The sequence below is a fragment of the Paeniglutamicibacter sp. GQ140 genome (assembly GCF_059759235.1).
This window is the reverse complement of record NZ_JCAXDW010000002.1, coordinates 20,301-43,597: the sequence shown is the minus strand read 5'-3', so window position 1 is coordinate 43,597 and position 23,297 is coordinate 20,301. Positions and strand designations below refer to the sequence as shown.

Annotated in this window: 20 protein-coding genes and 3 tRNA genes; 6 read left to right on the top strand and 17 right to left on the bottom strand. The window is 67.4% G+C overall.

Translation table 11 applies throughout. The features are described 5' to 3' along the window. The first annotated feature begins 118 nt into the window (after positions 1-118). A complete protein-coding gene (locus AC6CHY_RS02900) occupies positions 119-1,606 on the top strand; it encodes an MFS transporter (RefSeq protein ID WP_498225383.1) in 1,488 nt (495 codons plus the stop codon). A 40-nt stretch (positions 1,607-1,646) separates the two neighbouring features. Here the strand turns inward: AC6CHY_RS02900 and AC6CHY_RS02895 are convergent, their stop codons facing one another. The 7 genes from AC6CHY_RS02895 to AC6CHY_RS02865 all read right to left on the bottom strand — a co-directional run bounded on the left by AC6CHY_RS02895 (position 1,647) and on the right by AC6CHY_RS02865 (position 11,323). Further along, a complete protein-coding gene (locus tag AC6CHY_RS02895) occupies positions 1,647-1,937 on the bottom strand; it encodes an HNH endonuclease signature motif containing protein (protein WP_498225382.1) in 291 nt (96 codons plus the stop codon). Positions 1,938-1,949: 12 nt separating this feature from the next. Then, positions 1,950-3,374 (bottom strand): hypothetical protein, encoded by a 1,425-nt coding sequence (locus AC6CHY_RS02890; RefSeq protein WP_498225381.1) that lies wholly within the window; start codon positions 3,372-3,374, stop codon positions 1,950-1,952. A 291-nt stretch (positions 3,375-3,665) separates the two neighbouring features. Further along, on the bottom strand, positions 3,666-4,118 hold the full coding sequence (locus tag AC6CHY_RS02885) for a pyridoxamine 5'-phosphate oxidase family protein (RefSeq protein WP_498225380.1): 453 nt from the start codon (positions 4,116-4,118) through the stop codon (positions 3,666-3,668). Between the two features lie 85 nt (positions 4,119-4,203). Further along, positions 4,204-7,557, bottom strand: coding sequence for an efflux RND transporter permease subunit (locus AC6CHY_RS02880; RefSeq protein ID WP_498225379.1), 3,354 nt, complete (start codon positions 7,555-7,557; stop codon positions 4,204-4,206). Positions 7,558-8,656: 1,099 nt separating this feature from the next. Then, a complete protein-coding gene (locus AC6CHY_RS02875) occupies positions 8,657-9,739 on the bottom strand; it encodes a carboxylate-amine ligase (protein ID WP_217389237.1) in 1,083 nt (360 codons plus the stop codon). Between the two features lie 106 nt (positions 9,740-9,845). Beyond that, positions 9,846-10,301, bottom strand: coding sequence for a CDGSH iron-sulfur domain-containing protein (locus AC6CHY_RS02870; RefSeq protein WP_498225378.1), 456 nt, complete (start codon positions 10,299-10,301; stop codon positions 9,846-9,848). Continuing rightward, positions 10,298-11,323, bottom strand: coding sequence for an iron-containing redox enzyme family protein (locus AC6CHY_RS02865; protein WP_498225377.1), 1,026 nt, complete (start codon positions 11,321-11,323; stop codon positions 10,298-10,300). Before AC6CHY_RS02865 ends, AC6CHY_RS02870 begins: the two co-directional genes overlap by 4 nt. Before the next feature lie 443 nt (positions 11,324-11,766). On the opposite strand from AC6CHY_RS02865, the gene AC6CHY_RS02860 reads away from it, so the two are divergent. The 3 genes from AC6CHY_RS02860 (at position 11,767) to AC6CHY_RS02850 (ending at position 13,519) form a co-directional block, all read left to right on the top strand. Beyond that, complete coding sequence (locus AC6CHY_RS02860) at positions 11,767-12,783, top strand: helix-turn-helix domain-containing protein (RefSeq protein ID WP_498225376.1); 1,017 nt, start codon at positions 11,767-11,769, stop codon at positions 12,781-12,783. Between the two features lie 213 nt (positions 12,784-12,996). Continuing rightward, positions 12,997-13,263, top strand: coding sequence for a DUF7218 family protein (locus AC6CHY_RS02855; RefSeq protein WP_498225375.1), 267 nt, complete (start codon positions 12,997-12,999; stop codon positions 13,261-13,263). A gap of 22 nt (positions 13,264-13,285) precedes the next feature. Further along, positions 13,286-13,519: a hypothetical protein gene (locus AC6CHY_RS02850; protein ID WP_498225374.1), complete on the top strand. Its 234-nt coding sequence runs from the start codon at positions 13,286-13,288 to the stop codon at positions 13,517-13,519. 131 nt (positions 13,520-13,650) lie between these two features. On the opposite strand, the gene AC6CHY_RS02845 is transcribed toward AC6CHY_RS02850, so the two are convergent. The 8 genes from AC6CHY_RS02845 to bcp all read right to left on the bottom strand — a co-directional run bounded on the left by AC6CHY_RS02845 (position 13,651) and on the right by bcp (position 20,665). Next, entirely contained in the window at positions 13,651-13,836 is a 186-nt protein-coding gene (locus AC6CHY_RS02845) for a CsbD family protein (protein WP_498225373.1), read from the bottom strand. A 191-nt stretch (positions 13,837-14,027) separates the two neighbouring features. After that, entirely contained in the window at positions 14,028-14,639 is a 612-nt protein-coding gene (locus tag AC6CHY_RS02840) for a hypothetical protein (RefSeq protein WP_498225372.1), read from the bottom strand. Positions 14,640-14,715: 76 nt separating this feature from the next. Beyond that, positions 14,716-15,459, bottom strand: coding sequence for a PRC-barrel domain-containing protein (locus AC6CHY_RS02835; RefSeq protein ID WP_498225371.1), 744 nt, complete (start codon positions 15,457-15,459; stop codon positions 14,716-14,718). A 413-nt stretch (positions 15,460-15,872) separates the two neighbouring features. Beyond that, a complete protein-coding gene (locus tag AC6CHY_RS02830; protein WP_498225370.1) occupies positions 15,873-16,208 on the bottom strand; it encodes a PRC-barrel domain-containing protein in 336 nt (111 codons plus the stop codon). 233 nt (positions 16,209-16,441) lie between these two features. Further along, complete coding sequence (locus AC6CHY_RS02825) at positions 16,442-17,866, bottom strand: malate:quinone oxidoreductase (protein ID WP_254456139.1); 1,425 nt, start codon at positions 17,864-17,866, stop codon at positions 16,442-16,444. 150 nt (positions 17,867-18,016) lie between these two features. Next, positions 18,017-19,858, bottom strand: a complete 1,842-nt coding sequence (locus AC6CHY_RS02820) for an ABC transporter substrate-binding protein (RefSeq protein WP_498225369.1) — start codon at positions 19,856-19,858, stop codon at positions 18,017-18,019. A 137-nt stretch (positions 19,859-19,995) separates the two neighbouring features. Then, positions 19,996-20,077, bottom strand: a tRNA-Leu gene (locus AC6CHY_RS02815). A 90-nt stretch (positions 20,078-20,167) separates the two neighbouring features. Beyond that, entirely contained in the window at positions 20,168-20,665 is a 498-nt protein-coding gene (gene bcp, locus AC6CHY_RS02810; RefSeq protein ID WP_498225368.1) for a thioredoxin-dependent thiol peroxidase, read from the bottom strand. Positions 20,666-20,901: 236 nt separating this feature from the next. On the opposite strand from bcp, the gene AC6CHY_RS02805 reads away from it, so the two are divergent. After that, entirely contained in the window at positions 20,902-21,105 is a 204-nt protein-coding gene (locus tag AC6CHY_RS02805; RefSeq protein WP_498225367.1) for a hypothetical protein, read from the top strand. A 186-nt stretch (positions 21,106-21,291) separates the two neighbouring features. On the opposite strand, the gene AC6CHY_RS02800 is transcribed toward AC6CHY_RS02805, so the two are convergent. Together AC6CHY_RS02800 and AC6CHY_RS02795 are read right to left on the bottom strand one after the other, a co-directional pair. After that, positions 21,292-21,364 (bottom strand) — tRNA-Lys (locus AC6CHY_RS02800). 577 nt (positions 21,365-21,941) lie between these two features. Continuing rightward, a tRNA-Lys gene (locus AC6CHY_RS02795) sits at positions 21,942-22,014 on the bottom strand. Positions 22,015-22,255: 241 nt separating this feature from the next. Here AC6CHY_RS02795 and AC6CHY_RS02790 point away from each other — a divergent pair. After that, the gene (locus AC6CHY_RS02790; RefSeq protein ID WP_217391042.1) at positions 22,256-23,194 is read left to right on the top strand and encodes a 2-hydroxyacid dehydrogenase; all 939 of its coding nucleotides are present in this window, start codon (positions 22,256-22,258) and stop codon (positions 23,192-23,194) included. Positions 23,195-23,297 lie beyond the last annotated feature (103 nt).

Below are 23,297 nucleotides of genomic sequence, written 5' to 3'. Positions count from 1 at the left end.
AACATTATGCCAGATTTATATGCGTTTGCATGGAATAGCGACAATGGCCACCAAATAATTCCCCGGGGTTCATGTGGGCTTCCTCACTCGCCGGACTGCTTCGCTGTAGGCTCCGGTCATGGACACCCCGTTATCGACCGACCAGGACCCGGCAAGGCAGGACCCGGTGCGTTGGAGTTCGGTGGCCGGGATCGTCGGATTCCTGGCGATCGTGGAGCTGACCAGCGGCATCCTGCAGGGCTATTACACGCCGCTGATGACCGACATTGCCCGGCACCTGGGCATCCACGACGCGGACGTGAATTGGTTCGAGGCCGCCCAGCTGATGGTCTCCGCGCTTGCAGTGCCGCTGCTTGCCTCCCTCGGGGACATCTTCGGTCACAAGAAGATGCTCTTGCTCTCGGCGGTGGTCACCGCCTTGGCTTCGTGGGCGGTCGTGTTTTCGGGCTCCTTCACCACGTTCCTGGTTGCCTGGGCGCTGCAGGGCTTCTATGCGGTGTGGCTGCCGCTGGAAATCGCGATCGTCTTTTCCCGCGCCCGGAAACTGGGTGTCCCCGGTCCCATGACCCGGCGCGCGGCAGGCCTCCTCGTCGGGGCGCTCCAGATCGGCGTGATTGCCGGTGCGTTGGCCGGCGGCGCGCTGATCGGGGTCTTCGGCGGCAACGTGCCACTGACCATGACGATCCCGGCCATCGCCACCACGCTCTGCATCGCTGCGGTGGCCCTCGGCGTGCCCGATGACGGGCAGCGCAACGGGGCCAGGATCGACGGCGGGGGATTCGGGTACCTGGCCGTCGGCCTGCTGCTACTCACCAGCGGGCTGAGCTTCCTGCGCATCAACGGCCCGGGCAGCCCGTTGGCGTGGGGATCCCTGGCGCTTGGCCTGGGCGTGTTGTATGTGTTTTACCGCCACGAAAACAAGCAGGCCGATCCGCTGATCGACTTCAAGGTCCTCTTCGCCCGCTCCATGTGGCCGGTGCAGCTGACCGCCGGGCTCTTTGGTCTTTCGGTCCTGGGTGCCCAGATCCCCATGAGCACCTTTGCCCGCACCGACCCGGCCGTCAACGGCTACGGGCTCGGACTCAGCGCCTCCGGCGTCTCGGTGATCATCGGGGCCTACGTGTTGGCGCTGCTCATTGGCGCGTTGCTGTTCCCGGTCGCCGCCCGCTGGGTGGGGAGCCGCATGACGCTGATTGCCGCGAGCGTCCTGGTGGGTGTCGGATATCTGTTGTTCCTGCCGCTGCACGCGAGCCTGGCGCAGGTGCTGGTGAACATGATGATCGCCGGCGTCGGCTCCGGTGCCCTGATCGCGGCACTTCCGGCGGCGGCAGCGGCGGCCGCCCCCTTCAACAGGACCGGCATGGCGACCGGACTGACCAACGCGGTGAAGACCATCGGAGGTTCCTTTGCCTCGGCGATCTTCGGGCTGGCGCTCATTGGGCAGGTGGCCGGTGCGGTATCGGGCGGCGCCGGAGAGAACTTTGCTGCGCCGCTGGCCGGCTATCTGATCGTCTGGTCGATCTGCGGGGGAACAGCGATCGTGTGCGCGCTGGCGTTGTTTGCCGTGCCGCGCGCCGCCCTGGAGGACGTCGGGAACAGGGCCTAGGCGCCCGGGGCCAAACGGGCCGGCGGTATTGCGGCCGGGCTCAGAAGAGCGGCGGCTGCTGGCCCGGCCAATGCGTGTTTCGGCGCGGGATCTGCGCCGGGTCCTCGAATTTCGGCAACAGCACCCAGGGGACGCCGTTCTTCATGACAACCCCCAGGTCTCCTTTGTCAGCGGCGCGGTGATCGGCGGTGCAGAACATCCCGAGGTTCCACACGCTGGTGGTCCCGCCCTCGGACCAGGGTTCGATGTGGTGGAATTCGACATGTTCGGGAGGAACGGCGCAGCCGGGCTTGATGCAGCCGCCGTCGCGTGCGGAAAGCGCGAGCTTCATCGATTCGGGCGGCTAGCGGCGTTCGCGGCCGTAGTCCAGGATCTGTCCGTCTCCGCCGAACACGACCGGGATGACGCCGAACTCGGCCAGCCGCTTGCGCAACTCGGTGACGGATATTTCCAGCCCGTGGGCAGTCCAACCTGCACCGCGGGCGATCCCGAGGAGGGTTTCGAGATTGATGTGGACGACGAGTTTCGACGTGGGGAGACCGGTGGCGCCCTTGGGTGTGGGGTGCTGGGCTCGCATCAGGTTCAGCAGTGTCTGCAGATGGCGTTGGGCGGGGGTGGGACCCTCGGAGCCTGCGCCGCTTTCCGGGTCCGGACCTCCCTGCGGGGGTGGATCGTTCAGGGTTTCCGCGCCGGGTGGATGATCGAACCAGTCGGGCCCGTCGGCAGGTGCGGGAAACAGCGCGGGCTCCGGGGTGGACTGCGGATCCCGCTCGGCTTCCGGGCCGCCGGCGGTGTCGGCATCGACGCCGGCGTCGGGGCCGGTGCGCGCTGCCTCGCGGCCCGGGACAGTGGCGGCGGCCGCCATCGCCTGGCGGTTGCCGGCGAGGGTGCGCGCATTGTCGGACTCTGCGAAGTGCGACAGAAAGACCTCCGCGTCGATGTTGAGCATGCAGGCGGTGAAATAGGTGAAGTGGCGGGTGACCTTGGTGACGACGATGCCGGTCTTGTTCCGGATTTCCCGGGGCGTGGGGCAGTCGGATGCATCGTCGAGCGCGTCGGAGATCCGGTTGAAGAGCCTGGTGGTGTCCTTCGGAATGCCCGCCGCGACGGACTCGGCGACACGGGACTCGGCTTCCTCGGCGAACCGGGCGGCGTCGGGACGCGCCTCCATGCCCGGGCGCAGCTTCTCGAGCTTGCGCGCCGCGGCGGCCATGGGGGCCAGCGCGCTCTGGCCGGCGGCCAGCTGCCGGGCCAGCTGCGGATAGCGCGGGCCGCGGGTGAAGCCGTGCTCGTCGAGGCCCGGCAGCAGGTCGTCGGCGGCCTGCATGCGGTTGCGGGCCTCGAAGTAGTCGATCCCGACCATGGCTGCCAGGCAGTCCGCCGGTGTCTTGAATTGCAGCCGTCCGGTGGGGACCGTGCGGGGGTCATCGGGCAGCCGGGCCTCGCCGGCGACGAAGGCGGCGGGATCCTGTGCCACGGCGCGCACCGCGGTGAGGGTCTCGGCGGGAAGCTCGTGCACCAGGCACTGCCGGGACAGCCGCGCGAGCTTGAGCTGGGCGACCTGCAGCGCGTGTTGGGCGTGTTCGACGGTCATGGCCGCGAGCAGGGCGCGCGTGGGGGAATTGGTGCGGGCCGCGATCCGGGAGACGAGCGCATCGGCCTGCCGGAAGATTTCGAACAGGGCGCGCTGCTCATCGTCCGGGGTGGGTGAGCACCCCGGGGAGTCGCCGTGGCCGGCGAGGGCGGTGATGAGGGCGTCCGTCTGCATGCGTCCAGTATGTGCGTTGCGCCGGACGCCGCGGCCGGGGGTGCGCGGTGTTGTGGACAACCTGCCCGGGGGCGGGCGCGGGCGTCGGGACCCGCACCGCATCAAGGTCCGTGGGTTGCCGGCGCGAACGCCTTGCTCCCGGATTCCTTGGAGCGCGGAATAGGCCGGTAGGGCCACAATGATGTCCCGGGGGTCCCGACGCCTTCGACGATACTCTTTTGGGCGGGCTTGTCCATCGTCCGGCGCCGGGAATTCCGTGGACGTTTCCCGCCCGCCCGGCCGGTGTCCAGGCTACCCGTGGCGCATGTGCTTCCACCAGGTCAGCGGGTCCGCGACCTTGAAGCGCCGCCCCGTCATCGAGGTGGGGACGATGCGCACGAACTGGTCCTTGGGTCCCGACTCCCAGGGGAAGAGCATCAGGTTGAAGGAGTCCAGGGTTTCCTCGATGCCGCCGAAGAGCTCGGCGTTGCCCTGGACCATAACCGACCAGGCGACGCCGGTCTCCGGGTTCACGCCGTCGGCCTGGAAGGCAACGTGGGGCTGCTTGCGCAGGGTTTCCAGCTTGGTCCCGGGTCCGGTGCGGAACACGATGGTGCCGTGGTCGACGGTGAAGTTGATCGGGAAGATCTGTGGCATGTCGCCCCGGCTCACCGCCAGATGTCCCAGCGACACCGCCCGCAGAAGTTCCAGGCACTGGTTGGATTCAAGGGTCTCAACGTCCGTGTGTGTCTGTTGCTTTTCCATGTCTTGAGCGTACGTGCGGGAGCCCCAAGTGGCCAGAGGCTGGAGGATGGAAGTCGGCTGCCCATGGCCGGTGCCCCGCGCCCGGTCAGGATCCCTGGGGCTTGTTCTTCAGCTCGCTCTCGACTTCCTTGCGCTCCTTGCGGGTCAGCGGGATCATGCCGGTGGCCGGGTTGATCAGCGTGCCGGGGGACACGGCGCCTGCGGCACTGACCGGCGGAGGGACAGCCCCGTTGCCCGCGGTGCCTGCCGGCGGCGTCCGCCCGGCCGCCGCCATGGCGGCGATCAGCTCGCGCGTGGGCTCCTTGGCCTTGGCCACCGTCGGGGTCCCGGTGTGCGACAGGGGCCGGGAGTCCCTCTCGGCCCGGCGCGCCGCGGCCCGCTCCTTGGCGCCCTCCACCAGGTGGTAGAGCACCGGCACCAGGACCAGGGTCAGCGCGGTGGAGGACACCAGCCCGCCGATGACTACCACTGCCAGCGGCCGGGAAATGAACCCGCCGCCGCCGGTCAGCCCCAGGGCCATCGGCACCAGCGCGAAGATCGTGGCCAGGGCCGTCATCAGGATCGGGCGCAGGCGCTGCCTGGCCCCGTGGTGGATCGCGTCTGCCAGGTCCATCGCCGGGAGCCCGCCGCGCGGGGTGCGGTACTGGTTGATCAGGTCGATGAGCACGATCGCGTTGGTGACCACGATGCCCACCAGCATCAGCATGCCGATCAGCGAGGGCAGGCCCAGCGGAACTCCCGTGAGCAGCAGCAGCCCGATGGCCCCGGTGGCGGCGAACGGGATGGAGACCAGCAGGATCAGCGGCTGGATGAGCGACTTGAAGGTCGCGACCATCACCACGTAGACGATGGCGATCGCCGCCAGCAGCGCCAGGTAGAGCTGGGAGAAGGACTCGGCCTGCTCGGTGGCCGCCCCGCCGAGCTCGGCGGTGGCCCCCGCGGGCAGGGCGAGCGTGTCCAGGCGCCTGGAGACCTCCGCGGAGACGGCGCCCAGGTCGTTCTCGCCCGGGGTGATGGAGACCGTGGCGATCCGCTCGCCGTTCGAGGAGGTGAGGGTGGCGGGGGATTCGCTGCGCTGGATGGTTGCCACGTCGCCCAGCTTCACGGTGCCGCCGGAGGCCGGCAGCACCAGGTTGCGCAGCTGGTCCAGGTCGGTGAGCTCGGTTCCCTCCCCGATCTGCACCGGGTAGTCGGTGTAGCCCAGGCGCACGGTGCCGGCGGGAAGCGGAGAGAGCGTGCCGGCGGCCAGCGCGCCGATCTGCGCCTCGGAAAGCCCTGCCGCCGCGGCCTTGGTGCGGTCCACGTCGATGGAGACCTGCGGGCGCGACTCGGAGAGGTTGTCGCCCACCTGGGTGGCCCCTTCGATGCCGGCCATGGCCCCCACGGTGGCGTCGGTTGCCTCGGCGAGCAGCCCCGGGGTGGGTGCGCCGATGCGCACTGTCACGTCCGAGGAACCGCCTCTGCCGCCCTCGGCGGCGGAAATGGAGATCTCCGAGTCGCCGGCCACCGGATCGACCGCGGCGCGGGCCGCGGCCTGGATGGCCTCCTGGTCCGCCTCGGCGTCGGTCATCACGGTGAAGGACGCCGAGTCGGTTCCCCCGCCGGCGAACGCCGCGAATCCGCCGGAGGGGGATCCTGCGGTCAGCTGGACATCCACGACGCCGTCCACCGCGCGCAATGCCTGTTCCACCGGTTCGGCCGCCTGCAGCGTGGTGTCCAGCGAGGAACCGGCCGGAAGCTTCTGCGTCACCGAGAAGGTGTTTTGCCCGGTGCCTCCGAGCAGGTTGGTGGGCACCAGCGGGACCATGATGACGGTGAGCCCCAGCAGCGCCACCGCGGCCACCAGGGTGATGACCGGGTGCTTCTGGGTCTTGCGCAGCACCGGGGAGTAGCCGCGCTGCAGCCAGGAGGAGGCCTCCTTCCGCTCGGCCGCGGCGCGCGCGGCGGCAAGGTCCGCGGTCCCGGGCCGGGTGTGCCCCAGGAACCAGTAGGCCAGCACCGGGACGATGGTCAGCGAGACCAGCAGCGAGGCCAGCAGGGCAATGGTCACGGTCAGCGCGAAGGGGCGGAAGAGCTCGCCGGCCATGCCGCCGACCAGGGCCACGGGCAGGAACACCGCCACGGTGGTCAGCGTGGCCGCGGTGACGGCGGTGGCGACCTCGCGCACCGCGGTGAGGATGGCGCGGGACTTTTCCTCGCCGTAGGACAGGTGCCGCTTGATGTTCTCGATGACCACGATCGAGTCGTCCACCACGCGGCCGATGGAGATGGTCAGCGCGCCCAGGGTCAGCATGTTCAGCGAGTACCCTCCGGTGCGCAGCCCGATGAAGGTGACCAGCAGGGACAGCGGGATGGAGATCGCGGTGACCAGGGTGGAGCGCACCGAGAGCAGGAAGACGAGGATGACCGCCACGGCGAAGCCCAGGCCCAGCAGGCCCTCGACGGTGAGGTCGTGGATGGATTGTTCTATGAAGGGGGCCTGGTCGAAGACCGTGGTGAACTTCGCATCGGGCCCCAGCTGCGCGGCGAGCTCGGGCAGCAGCGCGGCGACGGCGTGGGAAATGCCCACGGTGTCCCCGGCCGGCTTCTTGGTCACCGACACGGCGAGGGTCTGAATCCCGTTGGTGCGCGTGATGGAGGTGGCGGTGTCCGCGGCCACCTTCACCTCGGCCAGCTCGGCGAGTTCGTGCACCCCGGTGGCGCCGCGCACCGGCAGCGACTTGACCGCGTCCAGGGAGTCGATGGAGGAACCGGAGGTGACCGGCAGGTCAAGGCCCCCGGTGTCCAGGCGGCCCACCGGCATCAGCCCGGAGCCCTCCTCGACGGCCTTTTTCAGGTCGTTGGCGTTCAGCCGTTCGGCGGCGAGCCTGGCGGCGTCGGGTAGCACGGCAATGTGCTGGGAGGTGCCGCCGGAGACCTCCGCGGTGCGTACGCCCTCGACCTTGGAGAGCCGCGGCAGCACCAGGCGCTCGACGTCGGCGCGCAACTCGTTGAGGTCCTGGCCGCCGGAGACGGCCAGGTAGACGATGGGGAAGTCGGAGATGGAGCCGGCGAAGGCGGAGGGCTCGACGTCATCGGGCAGCGTGGAGCGGGCATTGGAGATGGCCTTGTCCACCTGGGCGCGCGCTCGGTCCAGGTCGGTGCCGTAGGCGAAGGACAGCGAGATCGTGGTGAAGCCGGTCTGCGAGGTGGAGGAGGAGGATTCCAGGCCCTCGACCGCCTGCAACGCCCCCTCCAGGGGCTGGGCCACCTGCTTGTCGATGACCTCCGGGGAGGCACCGGGCTGGGAGGCCACGACCGAGATCCGCGGGAATTCCAGCGCGGGGATGAGCTCCTGCTTGAGTTGCCCCATGGTGACCACGCCGAAGACCGCCACAAAGACGGTCACCAGTGCGATGAGGGCGCGGTTGCCCAGGGATAGTGCTGCCAGCCGGTGCATCTGCCGTCCTAGAAAGTTCGTTTTGTTCGCTATTGCTCCTGCGAACAACTCTAGTGGCCCCGGGGCGGCGGCGGATGCACCCAGGGGAGTACGTTCGGTGCCCGGTTCGCGCGGGCGCCGCGCTCGCGTGCGCCCGCGCGCGAGAGAGCCTTCAGGGGTGCAGGATCCCCCAAGTCATATTCCTACACCCCTGAAGGAGCCTGTGGCGCGTTCCGGACTCGGCTTGCCGCCGGGAACGAGCCGTTGGTGCAGCCGCCGGCCGGAAGGCGCGGGGCGATCCACGGCGCGGCGCGAGGGACGGATTCATCTCTCGCGCGCAATGCCGGGACGCAGAGAGATTATCGAAAGCGCGGCCCGCGGGATAGACCCGATGCAGCGATGGAGCGGGCAAAGTTCAAACGGCCGTGCGGTGCCGTTGGGAAAATCTCGAGACCGGGCGGTCGACGCGGAGGCCGGCGGCGCGCCGGGCGCGGCGTCCCCGCGAATGAAAAGGGAAGGCAGATCATGGACTGCCGAGGTGGGCCGTGCAACGATGGACGGACGGTCACGCGAGGCCGGCCCCGTATCCGGGCCGCGCGCGAACCGCGTAGGAACGACTTTCGACTCCCACAACCAGAGGAGAAAATGTGTCCATGAGCATGGCCGTGCAAACCCGGCCGGACGCCGGATTCCACGACGAAACCCTGCCCCCGGAAGAAGCGCCCACGCCGGAACCGCCGCCCGGTCCGCCGCCGGGCCCGGACCCGACGTATCCGCCTTCCCCGGGCCCCGATGTTCCTCCGGGGCAGCCCACGCCTCCCGACACCGAACCGCAGCCCGGCCCCTACCCCGCGCCGACGCCCGGTCCGGACCCTGACCCGGAGCCGTTCCCCGGCCCGAACCCGGTCCCGGGGCCCGATCCGATGCCGCATCCCGATCCCACCACCCGGCCTCCGGCGTTCCGGGGCATGACGGGCTGATCCGGTAACTGCCACGAAGCACCCGGTGGTGCCGCGCAGAGCGGCACCACCGGGTGCTTCGTGTGCGCACGCTGTTCGCCGTTGCCGCAAGCGACCGGCAGGGAGGGCCGACGTGCCCGGGGGGGAAAAAATCTGCGCCGTCAGGCCGTGAGCTCCGCCGCGGCATCCGCGGTGACCTTGGCCAATCCGCCACGGGCCAGGCTGTCGCGCTGCCGCCGCGCCCCGTTGCCGTCCCGCAGGAGTCGATCGAGGGTCGAATCAACCAGCTCGAAGTCGCCGCTTTCGTCCAGGGCGTCCCGGATGCGGCGTTTCAGGGCGGCGATCATGTGCTCGGTGGGAATGCCGCGCCCGGTTTCCGGGTCGAGTTGGTTGCCCCCGAGTCCGTGCTTGGCCGCCTGCCAAAAGGCCAGGTCAAGCAGTTCGGGAAGCAGGCCGGAGTCGTTGCGCGGCGCATGGATGCTCGTTTCCACCAGGGCGCGGATGACCAGGGCCAGGGATACCGCTTCCTCGGCCCGCAGCTGGGCGTCGGCCACGCGGATCTCGATGGTCGGGTAGTGGTTGGACAGCCGGGCTGCCCAGCCAATATGGCCGGCGTCAAGCACCACGTCGGCTCCGAGCACCAGGGCCAGCCTCCGGTAGTAGTCCTCCGCGTCGGCGAAGTGCGGTGGAATGCCCTGGACCGACCACCTGCGGTAGTGGATGGTGCGCCACGAGGAAAAGCCGGTGTCCTCGCCCCGCCAGAGCGGGGAATTCGCCCCGATGGCGGCCAGCAGCGGGAACCAGCCGCGCAGGCCGTTGAGGGCCAGGATCCCGGCCTCGGAATTGGGGATCGCCACGTGCACATGCAGGCCGGATACGTATTGCTCGCCGCTGATGCCCGGGAGGTAGCGGTGTATTTCCCTGTACCGATCGGTCGGGCTGACATGGGCCGGGTGGACGGGAATGAGCGGGGCGGTGCCCATGGAGACCGCCTGCAGGTCGTTGCCGGACGCGGTCGTCGCAAGCCCCCGGCGGAACCCGCGCAGCGAGGCGAGGGCCTCGTTGGCGCTCGAGCACACCGGGGTTGCCATTTCCACCTGGCAATCCAGCAATTCGTGCTGGGACCTGCTGTCACCGGCACGGATGGACATCAGCGTTTCGCGCGTCCTGGCGTCGGGCACCGCGGGCAGGCCCGTGGCCGGGTCCAAGAGGAAGAACTCCTCTTCGATGCCAAAGGTGCTCATGGGGCCGACCTCTCCGGGGATCCGGGCGCCGTGGCGCTCATTGAGGGACGCCGGAGGCGCCGTCGGCAACGACGGCGCCTCCGGCGGGCTGGCAGTGGGGTGGTGGCTAGGTTCCCGAGTCGTCCGCGGACTGCGCATCGAGGGCCGGGCCGTCGACGGTGGCTCCGCCCTCGTCGGTCCAGTCATGCCCCGGCTCGGTGTTCAGCGACGGATCCGAGACGTGGTCAGCGGCCTGAGCGGCCTCGCGTTCGGCGGTCTCGTCGGCGGTCGGGCGGTTTTCGGGTGTGTTGTTCATCGGCGTGTTCTCCTTGGTCGGGGATCTCGGATGGTCATCGATGTTCGGTGCCCGTGCTGCGGTTGGATCCGGTGCCTGAAACTCGAGCAACTTGTGGGTTCCGTCGCAGAACGGCTTGATCAGGGACCCGCCGCAGCGGCATAGTGCCACTGTGCCGCGTCTCGGATCGACGGTCAAGCCCATTGCATCCAGCAGCTCAAAGTCGCCGCGCACCAACAGCGGCCCGTGGGGGCACAGCGTGATGCTGGTTCCGGGCGTGGCGCTCATGCCGGCACCTCCGCCGCGGGAAGCAGTGTGGTGGCACCGCTTTCCCAGGTGTCAACCTGCCACGTGCCGGCCAGCCCGTCGAGCAGCAGGGCCGCGGCGGCCCCCAGGAAGACGTTGCCCGCCAACTGCGGCTCGGCCTCGACCAACCCGCCGGCCAGGTCGCGCGCGGCGATCTGCTCGTGGACGGCATCGGCCTCGACGTGTTCGTCGAAGTAGTCGGTGACGGGTGCCCCGAAGCCCAGGCGGCGGAATCCGCGGGCGTACTTGGCGTTGGGCAGTGACGAGGTCATTTCGTAGATGGCCAGGTGTCCGCAGATCGCTCCCCGGTGCCTGCGCTGGAGCCCGAAAAGGGACATGAGGTTCACCGAGGCCAGCACGATTGCAGGAATCCGGTCGATGTAGGCGCCGAATTCGCCATCCAGGTCCAGGCCCGCCATCGTGCGGGCGAAGAGTTGGGAGTGCATTCGCCCCGGCAACCCGTTTCCGTACTCGTCGCCCTGGATTTCCACGAGGGCCGACTTGGCCCGTCCGCCCAGCCGGGGAATGGCCCAGGTATGGGGGTCCGCCTCCTTGAGCTGGTAGATCGACTTGTGGACCAGGAATTCGCGCACCTGGTCGATGGTCGCCCGGCGCGCCACGAAGTCGGCCACGGAGCGGCCGGGGGCCGCTTCGACCATGGCGGACAGGGCCTCGGCCACGGACTGGGCATTGGCCTCGACCCGCGGGATCGCGGGAATGGACTGCATGATCCGGGTTTCGAACCTTTCCTCGATCCGGCTGCGCAGCTGCAACAGGTCGGTGTTCCATTCCCACCGGTCCGCCACGGAGTCGAACCCGGAATAATGCAGTTCGTAGAGGACGAACAGGCAAAGTTGCAGGTCCTCGTCGAAAAAGATGTCCGGGTCGACCGGGGACTGCTCCATGCGGTCGGCCAATTCCGGCGCGCGCGAGGGGTCGTCGCGCTCCAGGAGATTGAGCAATGCCGAGCTGAGGGGGCCACGAGGCCTGGGTAGTGTGCGCATCAGATTCCTTCTGCTATCGGGAGGGTGTTTGCGGGGATGATTCACGTGGGTGGCAATTGATCACCGAACACCTGTTACTGGTGGGCGCGGGTCCGGACGTGGTCCGGCCCTGCACTGGGGCGGCATGTGGTAGCAAGTGCATCCCGGATTTCGCGGGTCACGGTAAAAGGCGAATCCGGACTTTTTGTGAAGGGCAACCACGTCCTTTCCAGGTGCTCATTCAACGGCCCCTTGCGGTCGGGGGCCCGTGCGTTCCGTCCGCCGGCACCCTGGGCATCGTCCATCGTCAATAAAACCACACGGGCTACGGCTTCCGGGGAGATACGCATTTATCTTTACATGGGGCATGACCAGCGGCAATGCTGAGGTTGGCATGATGAAGACAACGGGCGAAGCAGGGTCCGTGGCCTTGGGAAATCATCGAGTGGGGAAAGGCAGGGCCGTTGGAAAAAATCCGTTTGCGGGTGCGGGATGCCATTCTGTCGAATGCCGAGGGCCTGAACCAGTCCGGCATTGCCCGCCAGGCGTCCATGACGCAGGATGCCCTGAGCCGTTCCCTGAGCGGCCAAAGGAACTTCAGCGCCGGTGAATTGGCGGTGCTGGCCAAGATCCTGCATGTCTCGCTGCAATGGCTGGTCACCGGGGACCCGCGGGTCGATTCACACGTCGCCGAGGCACAGCCCGTTGCCAGGGGACGGCCGGACCGCGTGGCCGAGACCGTGGCCTTTCCTGCGGGAGCCTATCGGGAAGTCGGCCTGTCCACGCAATCGGTTCCCGTGGTCGCCCCCGGAGTCTCGCCCGACGACGCGGCCCGGGAGATGGCGGCCCGGCTGGCCGCGGTGAGTGACGGACCGTTCGTCCACGATCTGCCCGCCGCCGTCGAGCAGGCCCTGGGCATCGGGGTGTTTGTGGCCGCCGAGGGGCTGGCCTTCGACGCCCGCGCCATGGTTTCAAGCAGCGTGACCTACGTCGTGGTGCGCGCCACCGGTGCCTGGTACCAGGCGAACCTGATCCTGGCCCGCGAGCTCGGCGAACTGGTCAGCGGACAGCAACCAAGCATCGGACGCAGGTCACGGGTGCGCGACCTCTGGTCGAGTGACTTCGCCTTTGCGCTGCTCCTGCCCGAGGAGAGGCTTCGCTCGATTGACTGGAACAGGCAAACGCCGCGGGAATTGGCGGACTTCCTGTGGGAGGCAGGCGTCTCGGCCAAGGCACTGGCCCAACGCCTGGACGTCTTGGGCATCAAGCGCGGGCCCGCCCTGGTGCACGCCGACGAGGGGACACTGCAGCTGCTGGTCTGGCAGAACCCCGACTGCCTCAGCCACCATCGGGCGCGGGCCTATCGGGCACCGCGGATTCCCCATGACCTGCTCAACGCCCACCTGAAGGGGATGCGGCAGGGCCACGTGGACGGGACATCGTTGGCCTGGATGCTAGATACGCCACTGGCGGAGCTCTAGGACTCCGCCCGCGGCATCGCCGGCTTGCCTGCAAAAAGGTTGGAAAGGGCTGGCCGGAGCAGTAGCGTGGCCAACAGGGACCCCGGTTGGCGTTGCCGCAGGAGCCACGCTAAGGCGTTGGCTCCGGGACCGAACCGGTACCCGATCCAATTCCGGCCAATCGTGTCCGCCGGCCTCCAGGCCCGGGCGGGCAGCGTAGAGGGGAGAAGCAGGATGCCAAAGGACAAGACACCGCAAATCAAGGACGACGAACTCTACGAGAAGCTGCGCGACGAGGGAAACTCAAAGCAGAAGGCGGCCCGGATCGCCAACGCGGCGGCCCGGGACGGCCGGTCGGAAGTCGGAAAGCGCGGCGGCAAATCGGGCGACTACGAGGACTGGACGGTGCCGGAGCTCAAGGCCAGGGCCAAGGAAATCGGCCTGCACGGCTACTCCGGGAAAAAGAAGAACGAGCTCATCAATTCGCTGCGCAATTCCTAGCAAGGCGGAGAAGGGAAGACCGATGGCAGACAAGAAATCCGCTGAAGACCCCGCGGGCAAGCCCGCCGATCCCAAGACACTGGACAGTTTCGATCCGTTGCGCGATGCGGAAACGCTCCTCGACGAGGAGAGCGCCGCGCAGGAGCCGACCGGCGGTGTCCCGGGCCGTCCCCACCGGCCCGGGACACTGCCGGATCCGCATGCCGCGGGGCAGGGCGGCGCCGACGAGGACGACACGCGCTTCGACGCCGGCTAGGCCGAATCCCTGGGACGCACTGCTTCGGAGGGAATGCGGACATGCCGAAGGAGCCAGCCCTTGGCGGGGCTGGCTCCTGTGCCGTCTCCGGCTCGCGGGAAGGGGATTTCCCTGCCGCTGAAACCGAGCGTCTACTCGCGGTTGATGTCCTTGGTTCTGTCCTTGATGCGTTCGGCCGCCTGTTTCGCGTCCGCCACTGCCTGGTCCTTCAGGCCCTCGGCCTGAAGACGCTCGTTGTCGGTGGCGTCACCGGTCTTTTCCTTGATCTTGCCGGTCGCTTCCTGCACCTTGTTCCTGATCTTGTCTCCCAGACCCATGGTCTTGCTCCTTGTCTTGTCGTGGCGTTCCTACGGGGTTGCTACATAGGGTGCACCCGGCATGGGCACTTGCGGATTGGTCGGAGTGGGCCGAAAACGCCTCTCCTCGCCCAGCGCGCCCTGCCGGGAAATATGCGGCGGGATTCGCACCTCCTTTTCACTTTGCCGGGGCAGCGCGTCGGCCCCCAGCACTAGGGCTGGCGGTATGTTGCCTCGCTGCCCCGGTCGATGCGTCGGTGGTAATGCATGCCGGCCTGGCCGCCAAGAACCGCCCCCAGAAGCGGGACAACCACGGCGATGGCCAGGACGAGCCAGCCCAGTGCTCCCATGTTCCAGTTGGCCGGAACCAAGGGACTCCCGTTGAGTCTGCCCCAGGCGTCGAAATTGACATTCGCGAAGGCAGACAATCCCGCCACCACGAGCGCGGCGACAATCGCCCAGACCCACACGGCCACACCTTGCCGGATGCCGTTGAAGCGGGCCATCCGGCCAGCAACGTAGCCGCCGCAGAAGTAGGCGAGCAGCAGCACGAGCACCAGGACAATCGCGGAGATCCAGGCCGCCGCGTCCGGGTTGCGGGTCACGGTGTCGGCCGCCGACCCCAGGTCCGTTTCGGTGGCAAGGCCGACGCCGGCCCCGAATGCCGTCAGCAGTGCGGTGAGCAGCACACTCATGCCCATGGCCGTGACCCAGCCAAAGAACGCGCTTCCGACCTTCACCCCGCCAAATTGCCCGCTCTCACGCGAGAGCCGTTCATGGGTGCGATGGTCGGACGTGCTTGATCCTGATCCTGAGTATTCCATCGGAGAGCCTCTTTTCCTTTCGATTGGGACCCAGGGGGTGGGTCGCCGTATCGATCCTGATGCACCGAATCGGGCCTCAGGGGTCCATGGGTTTCATGGTGCGCGGCCCTCGGGTTTCGGGCCCTTCCTCGGTCGGCGCACGTGATCCCTCGGAGACGTCCTCGTTTGCGTGTCGGTCCGGCCCATCGACGGGCCCATTCCCCGTGTCGTCCGCCGGTCGGTGGGAGGAGGAAGCCTCATGGCGTCCTCTCGGGTCGCCGGCTTCCCCTTCCGACTCCACCGCGGTGACAACGTACTTCCGGATACGGGGCCGCCCCGGGGCACCCCCGTAATCCTGCTCCTGCTCCCGGGCGGTCAGCGGAGTCTCCTGGATGAGCCCCACCGGCGCCCGGTCCCTGGCGTCCTCGGCGTCCCTGGTGTCCCTGGTGTCCCCGGCATCGTCGGGTGTCGCTGTGGCGGTGGCTGTGGTTGCGGGTTCCTGGGCATCTTCATGCGCACCGAGTCCGGCCTGGGAATAGTAGTCGTAGAGTTCGTCCTCTTCCTCGGGCTCGAGGTGGCCCAGGGGGTCGATGTTCGGGGCGTTCTTGACGATCTGCTTGGTGTACCTCACGTAGAGTTCCCCGTTGGAGATTTCCGCGTCGGAGAGCGGCACGAAGTTCTCCTGGGTGCCGAAGAGTCCCGTATGGACCGTGGCGAAGTGGGGCAGGTCGGTTCCGTCGTCAAGGTAGACCTGACCGAGCGTGCCAATCTTTTCTCCGTCGGAGCCATACACGTTGGTCTTGGACCCCAAAAGGGGCTGGAGGTCTTCGTTGTTCAACATGGTGTTTCCCTTTCCGCTGTCGAGGCCAGGCGGCTTCCAGTGGCCGCTGTCCGCAGACCTTGCGGATCTCTCCGGCAGGTCGTGCCGGCCATATCGTTCGCGGCGCCGGGTCCGGCGGCCGCCATGGCGCGCGGGCCGCGCGACCGGCTGCAGGTTTGCCGTGCATCCACAGCCTCCCGCCATGGGCAAAACCACTATCTGACAGTCGGGCGGGGCGCTGACGTGCAACCTCGCCCATGTCGCAAGCCAAACACCGCAGCGGGCGCAATTCAAGAAAGTGTCACCCCGATAGGGGACGGGCGGCAAGATCCGGTCGGCAATCATCGCGAAAAGCCCAAGACCCGGTGCGGGCGCAGGCGTTCAAGGCAGAAGGTGCGGCACCGCCGGAGGGACCCGTCCCGCGGCCATCGCCCCTAACCTCCGGTATCCGGATCCATGACGGAGTAGTAGCCGTCGAGCATCGCCTTTTCGGCATCGCCAAGCCCGGCGCCGGGGTCGACGCGCGGTGCGTGGCGGATGTCCTGCTTGGTGAACCTGACCTGCAGGTGGCCGTCGGTGAACACCGCTCCGCGCAGGGAGACCAGGAGTTCCTCGGTGCCGAAGAGCCCGAGGCGTACGGCGACGAAGTCGGGATCGCCGGAGGCGGCGTCCATGTAGATGTTTCCCAGCGTCCCGACCTTCTCGCGTTGCGGGCCGTAGACGGTGCTCTTGGCGTTCAGCAGTGCGTTCAGGTATCCATGGCCCAACATGGTGGCTTCCTCACGGGACGTTTTCCCCGGGCGCGGCCACCGGAACCGCCTCAGTGCGGTTCCTTCCAGGCGGCTGGTCATTCACGGCACGGCGGGCCGCCCTGAACATGCCGGGCATCCAATTCAAGCAAAGCACCGGGAGCGGCCCCGTACAAGGCAAACGCGGTGCCCGGAAAAAGCACAAGGCCCGGCCCCCCGTGACGGGGGAGCCGGACCTTGCGGAGGGGCGTGGGTTAGGCCAGGCCGAGGACCTTGTCGGTCTCGGCACGCACCTCTGCATAAAGCGAGGGGTTCTCGTTGAGCTTCACGCCGTAGGACGGGATGATCTCCTTGAGCTTGGATTCCCAGCCGGAGAACTGCTTCGGGAAGCAGCGGCCCAGCAGCCCGATCATGATCGGGGTTGCGGTCGAGGCGCCGGGGGAGGCGCCGAGCAGGCCGGAGATGGTGCCGTCGGCGGAGGTGATGACCTCGGTGCCGAACTGCAGTACGCCGCCCTTCTTGGCGTCCTTCTTGATGACCTGGACGCGCTGTCCGGCGGTGATCAGTTCCCACTTCTCGCCGGTGGCCTCCGGCAGGTACTCGCGCAATGCCTCGTCCTTCTTGGCACGCGATTTGAGCACCTCCTTGATCAGGTACACGGTCAGGTCCAGGTTGTCCTTGCCCACGGCAAGCATCGGCAGGATGTTGTGCGCGCGGATCGAGGCCGGAAGGTCCAGCAGCGAGGAGGTCTTCAGGAAGTTGGTGGAGAAGCCGGCGTACGGGCCGAACATCAGCGAGCGCTTGCCGTCGACGAAGCGGGTGTCAAGGTGCGGCACGCTCATGGGCGGGGCGCCGACCGAGGCCTGGCCGTAGACCTTGGCGTGGTGCTGGTCGATGATCGTATCGTCGGTGCAGCGCAGGAACTGGCCGGAGACCGGGAAGCCGCCGAAGCCCTTGATCTCGTCAATGCCTGCCTTCTGCAGCAGGCCCAGGGCGCCGCCGCCGGCACCCACGAAGACGAACTTGGCCTTGACGCTGCGCTTGGCCTTGGTGGCGTTCTCGCGCACGGAGAGGTCCCAGCCGGCGCCGTCGCGCTTGATGCCGGTGACGCGGTGGCCGAAGTTGACCTCGGCGCCGTTGGCGGCAAGGTTCTCGGTCATCTGGCGGGTCAGCGAACCGAAGTCCACGTCGGTTCCGGAGACCACGCGGGAGGCCGCGACGCGCTGGGATCCGTTGCGGCCGTTGGCCACCAGCGGGGCCCAGGACTTGATGGTGTCAAGGTCCTCGGTGTGCTCGATCTCGTTGAACAGCGTGTGGGGCTTCAGCGCCTCGTAGCGGGTCTTGAGGTAGTCGGCGTGGGAGTCGCCGATGACGAAGCTCATGTGCGGCAGCGGGTTGATGAAGCTGCCCGGATCGCCGACCTGCTTGTTCTTGACCAGGTGCGAGAAGAACTGGCGGGAAACCTGGAACTGCTCGTTGATGCCGATGGCCTTGGCCGGGTCGACGCTGCCGTCGGGGCCGGCCGCGGTGTAGTTCAGTTCGCAGAGGGCCGAGTGGCCGGTGCCGGCGTTGTTCCAGGGGGAGGAGGACTCGAGGCCGGCCTGGTCCAGGTTCTCGAAAAGGCCAATGCTCCACCCCGGCTCCAGCTGCTTGATCATGGTACCGAGCGTGGCGCTCATGACACCGGCGCCGATGAGAACGACGTCGAAAGACTGATTGGTGGATTCAGAAGGCACGGGGGGTTCTCCATTGAAAGTTCGTCTTGACTCTAGGCAAGACTAGCGCCATGCGGGGGTGTCCAAGAAATTGGTCCCTTGACAGTCCGGGACTTAAGTGGTCATCTTCACATCGGTGAGGACTTCGTCCAGGACGGGCGACGAGGGATAGTGCTTCACGGTGTCGTTGAAGGCCAGCGCGGAGATCGGGAAGGCCAGCGGAAGCGCCGGAAGGTCCTTGGCCAGCGTGTTGGAAAGATCCTCGTAGGCGGTGACGCGCTGCTCGCCCGGCGGCATGGAACGCGCCAGCAGCACCTGCGCGGAAAGGACCGGGGATTCGTAGCCGAACTGGCGGTTGCTCGAGGAGAACAGGGCACCCATGAAGTCATCGGGATCCCGGTAGCCGCCGTTGAAGCCCAGGAGGTGCAGGCCGGGGACTTCCCCGGAGCGGACGGTCGCCACGTAGCCGTCGTTCCAGTCGATGGGCCTGGGCTCCAGCGTGATGCCGACCAGGGCCAGCTGGCGCGAGAGCTCGGCATAGATGAGCTCGGGCAGGGGCAGATAGGCCCGGGAGATGTTCAGCGGGTAAAGGAACGGGATCGGGCTGCCGTCGTAGCCGATGGATTCGAGCAGGTCCTTGGCGCGGTTGGAGTCCGGGCCGTAGTAGGTGTCCGAGGTCTTGATGCCCAGCGAGGCGGGAAGGAAGCCGCGGGCCTCCTTGGTGCCCGAGATGTAGAACTGCTCAATGATCTTCTGCCGGTCGATGCCGTGGGCGATGGCCCGGCGGAACTCCTCCTGGGCCAGCCACTTGTTCTTCTGGTTCATGCCCAGGTAGCTCACGGAGTAGGGATCGCGCTGCACGATGAGCTTGCCCTCGCGCACCAGTTCGCGCAGCCCCGTCACCGCGACCAGGTCGAAGCCGTCGATCTCCCCGCGGTCAAGCGAGCCCAGGCGCCCGGCCGGGGTGCGGATTTCGCGGAAGACGACCAGGGTCGGGGCAGTCGGGTTTCCCTGCACGGCGGCGGCGTCCCAGTATCCGGGGAAGCTGCGCAGGGTGACGGCCCCGTCCTTCCAGGAGACGAACTTGAATGGCCCGGTGCCCACCGGCTGGGTCGAAAGGTAGGAAACCTGGCCGTTGGCCGTCGCGGGGGTGGCCAGGGCCTTGGGCGAGGCCATCGCCAGGCCGGGCAGCGTCAGGGCCTCGATGAGTCCGGCGATCGGCTGGCGCAGGGTCAGCACCACGGTGTGGGTGTCCGCTGCCTTGATGGACCCGAAGTGGCTGGCGGTGCCGCCGACCGTGGCGCCCACGAAGGGATTTGCCTTGAGCTGTTCGCGCAGCGAGGCCAGCAGCGCCTCCGCGGCGGTGTGCTCGGCCAGTTTTTGCGAGTCGACGGTTTCGTTGCCGTCGCTGTCCTTGCTCGGCTTGGGCTCGGGGATGGACTTGGGCAGCACGGGGAGCTGCTCGTTGTGCCGGAAGACCTGGGTGAAGCCCTGGTCGGAGTTGGCGCGCACGTCCTGCGGCAGCGCGATCCAGTGTTCGAAGTTGGCGACCACGGCCTGCGCGTCGAAGTCGGTGCCGTCGTGGAACTTGACGCCGCGGCGCAGGATGAAGGTGTATTGCAGCCGCTCCGGGCTCACGATCCAGTCGGTGGCCAGCATCGGGATCGGGACCCCGGTTTCGCGGTCCACCCCGATGAGGCCCTCGTAGATCTGGCGGGTGATGCGGAAGGTTTCGTTGTCCCCGGAGATGGCGGGGTCAAGAGTAGCCGGGTCGGCGGCGGAGCCGAAGTGGAAGGTGCGGAGCACCGGTTCCGCGCTGGCCGTCGGGCCGGTCGGTTCCGGGGTGTCCTGGGGGACGCAGCCGGTCAGGGCCAGGGCCGTGAGTCCCAGGCCGCCGGCCAGGAAGGCGCGGCGCGTGGCTCTGGGTGGTTCCGGGCTGTGCGACTGGCTGGGCACCAAGGACTCCTCGTCAGTGTGTTGGGCTCCAATTCGTGGCGGGGCCGCTGCTCAATGTTAAAGCGCAGGGCCCCCGGAAGCATCCGGGGGCCCTGCGTGATGCCGCTTGCATCTTGTGGATGCGTTGGGCATGTGTGTGCGAGCGGGGGGACTTGAACCCCCACGTCCGAAGACACTGGAACCTAAATCCAGCGCGTCTACCAATTCCGCCACGCTCGCAAGGCAGCGAACCGCTTTCGAAGTTCGGCAGAAATCAGTCTAGCGGAGACTTTTGGCCCGATTTGCGGCTTTTGGGCTGTGGGCGAAACTTTATTTTGGATCGAGACCCAAATCACGACGCAGTTTTGCGACGTGTCCGGTGGCCCTCACGTTGTACTGCGCCAATTCAACGATTCCGTGCTCATCCACCACGACGGTGGAGCGGATCAGGCCCTCGTAGGTGCGGCCGTAGTTCTTCTTTTCGCCCCATGCCCCGTAGGCGGAAGCCACTGCGTGGTCCTCGTCGGCCAGCAGCGGGAAGGTCAGTTCCTCCTTGGCGGTGAACTTGGCCAACTTTGCCGGCGCGTCGGGGGAGATTCCCACGACCTGGTAGTCGGCGGCTGCCAGCGATTCCAGGGAGTCGCGGAAGTCGCATGCCTGCTTGGTGCAGCCCGGGGTGGATGCCGCCGGGTAGAAGTACACGATGGTCTTCTTGCCGCGCAGCGAGGAGAGGGAAAGCTCCTGGCCTCGGGCGTCGGTGAGGGTGAAATCGGGTGCGGCGTCGCCGGCGGACAGGCGGACGGCTTCGGTGGTGGCGTTCGAAGTCATGGGTGTGGTGCTCCTGGGTCTCTGGCGTCCACGACGCGTACGTGCGACTGGCGTGGGCGCGGGGCGGGGGATTGGTCCTGCATACGAGCTTAGCGAATGCGCACGCGTTTCAGCGTGCCGGCCCCCGTGCCGGGGAGGTGGCCCATGGGATCTGCAACTTCCCCCGGGCGTTCCGGGCGGGAGTGTCCTATGATGAGTGATTGAAGGATGTCAATGACTGCGAATGGGTGGATCTGATGAGCAGGAGCAAAGGGAAATTGCCGGCTACGGGTTTCGCGCTACCCGAGGAACTGGTGGCCCGGCGGGTGGCGTTTGCCGCGTCCGGCGCCTCGGGAACGCATGAGGACCAGAAATCTCGCGTGCATCGGACTGGCGACACCAACCGCGTGGGCTCGCGTTCGGCTCGCACCCGCGCGGCGATCCGCAACGACGGCTGGTAGCGTCCCGGGTTCGCAATTGATGCTGGAACGTTCGCCACTTGGCCGAGGGTTCAACGGATCGCTCATCGCTCTGTGCTTACGACGGGCTCGAAGGATGCTGTGGCGGTGGCTCGGGTGGAATGTGGCCGGCTTGCCCGGGAAAACGAAAGACCCGACCTGTCGAAACAGATCGGGTCTTTCTCACCGTGCACCCCTCGGGACTTGAACCCGAAACCCATTGATTAAGAGTCAATTGCTCTGCCAATTGAGCTAGAGGTGCTTAGTCGCTTCGGTCAGCGCCCCGTGCGGAGCCCGTCCTTGCGACGCAGATAATCATAACCAGAAAGTGGGCGGGAAGGAAAATCGGCGTTCAGTCCCGGGAGCGGCGGTCGACTTTCCCGGAACCACGGTGTTTTTGGGCATGAATTCGGGGTGAATTTCAGTCATTATGGGGTTCTGTTGCCAGAAATCGGCATGTGATCGTGGGCACAGTTGATCGGATTTGGGGCATGGTCCGGTCCGGGGATTCGGCCATGCGGATGGTGGGACCTGAGGTCTGGCTTTTGACCGTGGCCCGCTTTGCGTGTCGTCGCTCGTTCGTGTCGAGTAGTCCGGCCGCGCCGTAGCGCTCACCCACGGGAAAATGTTGATGTCCCTCGTTGGTGTTGCCTGCGAGGTCTCGGGACGACGCGGGTAGGGCCGGGGGAGTTGCCGTCCCCCGCGTCTGCGTTCTCGACCGGCTGGCTGGCGCGGGAATTTCCGTGTTGCCCGCCGTTGCCTCCGGAGCCCGGAGGCGGTTGGTGCATGGGCAAAACAAAAGGTCCGGTTCGCTTTAGCGAACCGGACCTTCCTGGTTGTGCACCCCTCGGGACTTGAACCCGAAACCCATTGATTAAGAGTCAATTGCTCTGCCAATTGAGCTAGAGGTGCGGCTGTTGTTTTGCCGGGAGTTCGTGGCTCCCGCGCTCTGCAACGACATGAAACTCTACCAGCTTGGCGGCCGAATGCAAACCGAATCGGCCCTTTGGGATTGAGGTCACAAATATTGGCTTGAGTTGGGTCATTGGGTGCCATGAGGCGTTGTGTCAATGCCCGTCATATGCCGGCACTTTGGCGGGACACGGTGTTTTGGCCCCGGGCCCGACTCCGCGGCCGACCTACGCTGGATGCCATGAAGCCATACAGCGTTGTGTCATTTCCCAGTAACGAACTCCTGGAAGCCGTCGGTCCGCTGCCCGGAGGGCTCAGGGCAGGGGTCTGGGACATCGCGGGGGACCCGATCGGCGTGGAACTCGATGAGATCGACGTGGCCATCTTCCCGTACATGGCCAACATCTCGACCTTGAAGGGCATCGGGCGCGCGCGGAACCTCAAGCTAGCCCAGACGCAGACCACCGGGTTCGACGGCGTGCACGACTTGGTGGGCCCCGACGTCGCTGTGGCCACGGCAGCCGGAGTCCACGCCGCGGCAACCGCCGAGCTGGCCGTGGGCCTGGCCATCGCCTCCTTGCGCGGCATCGGCGAGTCGGTGCGCGACCAGGCCGAGGGGCGATGGAACCCGCAGCGCTGGCCGGGCCTGGCCGACCGCAGGGTCGCGATCGTGGGGGTTGGCGGCATCGGGGAGGAGATCCGCAAGCGGCTGGAACCCTTCGAAGTGGAGCTGAGCCGCTTCGGCACCCGTGCCCGCACCGACGCCCACGGCGAGATCCACGCCATCGACGAGCTGCCGAAGCACGCGAAGGACATCGAGGTGCTGATCCTGATCGTCCCGCACAACCCCAGTACCCATCACCTGGTTGATGCCGAGCTGCTCGCTGCCCTCCCGGACGGGGCGGTGGTGGTCAACGTGGCCCGCGGCCCGGTCGTGGACACCGACGCGCTCGTGGCGGAACTGAAGACCGGCCGGCTGCGCTGCGCCTCCGACGTCTTTGACCCCGAACCGCTGCCTGCCGACCACCCGATCTGGCAACTGCCCAACGCCCTGGTGGTCCCGCACAACGGCGGAAACACCGAGGCCTTCCTGCCGCGCATGACGGCGCTGCTCAAGCGCCAGCTGGTCGCCTGGGCGCAGGGGACCGAACCGGAGAACCTGGTCCGCAAGCAGGAGTGACGCGCCGCCCGCCCGCGTGAGGGGCCTGCGTCCCGCAACCGCCCCGCGGCACCGATACACCACTCGATGCCGTGGGGCGGTTTTTTGCGTGGGGAGGATCCTG

Coding starts and splice junctions, on each gene's coding strand:
- AC6CHY_RS02875 (WP_217389237.1), bottom strand. CDS start 9,739: ATGAGCACCTTTGGCATCGAAGAGGAGTTCTTCCTCTTGGACCCGGCC.
- AC6CHY_RS02895 (WP_498225382.1), bottom strand. CDS start 1,937: ATGAAGCTCGCGCTTTCCGCACGCGACGGCGGCTGCATCAAGCCCGGC.
- AC6CHY_RS02835 (WP_498225371.1), bottom strand. CDS start 15,459: ATGTTGAACAACGAAGACCTCCAGCCCCTTTTGGGGTCCAAGACCAAC.
- AC6CHY_RS02840 (WP_498225372.1), bottom strand. CDS start 14,639: ATGGAATACTCAGGATCAGGATCAAGCACGTCCGACCATCGCACCCAT.
- AC6CHY_RS02845 (WP_498225373.1), bottom strand. CDS start 13,836: ATGGGTCTGGGAGACAAGATCAGGAACAAGGTGCAGGAAGCGACCGGC.
- AC6CHY_RS02855 (WP_498225375.1), top strand. CDS start 12,997: ATGCCAAAGGACAAGACACCGCAAATCAAGGACGACGAACTCTACGAG.
- AC6CHY_RS02850 (WP_498225374.1), top strand. CDS start 13,286: ATGGCAGACAAGAAATCCGCTGAAGACCCCGCGGGCAAGCCCGCCGAT.
- AC6CHY_RS02790 (WP_217391042.1), top strand. CDS start 22,256: ATGAAGCCATACAGCGTTGTGTCATTTCCCAGTAACGAACTCCTGGAA.
- AC6CHY_RS02885 (WP_498225380.1), bottom strand. CDS start 4,118: ATGGAAAAGCAACAGACACACACGGACGTTGAGACCCTTGAATCCAAC.
- AC6CHY_RS02890 (WP_498225381.1), bottom strand. CDS start 3,374: ATGCAGACGGACGCCCTCATCACCGCCCTCGCCGGCCACGGCGACTCC.
- AC6CHY_RS02830 (WP_498225370.1), bottom strand. CDS start 16,208: ATGTTGGGCCATGGATACCTGAACGCACTGCTGAACGCCAAGAGCACC.
- AC6CHY_RS02865 (WP_498225377.1), bottom strand. CDS start 11,323: ATGCGCACACTACCCAGGCCTCGTGGCCCCCTCAGCTCGGCATTGCTC.
- bcp (WP_498225368.1), bottom strand. CDS start 20,665: ATGACTTCGAACGCCACCACCGAAGCCGTCCGCCTGTCCGCCGGCGAC.
- AC6CHY_RS02900 (WP_498225383.1), top strand. CDS start 119: ATGGACACCCCGTTATCGACCGACCAGGACCCGGCAAGGCAGGACCCG.
- AC6CHY_RS02880 (WP_498225379.1), bottom strand. CDS start 7,557: ATGCACCGGCTGGCAGCACTATCCCTGGGCAACCGCGCCCTCATCGCA.
- AC6CHY_RS02870 (WP_498225378.1), bottom strand. CDS start 10,301: ATGAGCGCCACGCCCGGAACCAGCATCACGCTGTGCCCCCACGGGCCG.
- AC6CHY_RS02825 (WP_254456139.1), bottom strand. CDS start 17,866: ATGAGCGCCACGCTCGGTACCATGATCAAGCAGCTGGAGCCGGGGTGG.
- AC6CHY_RS02805 (WP_498225367.1), top strand. CDS start 20,902: ATGAGCAGGAGCAAAGGGAAATTGCCGGCTACGGGTTTCGCGCTACCC.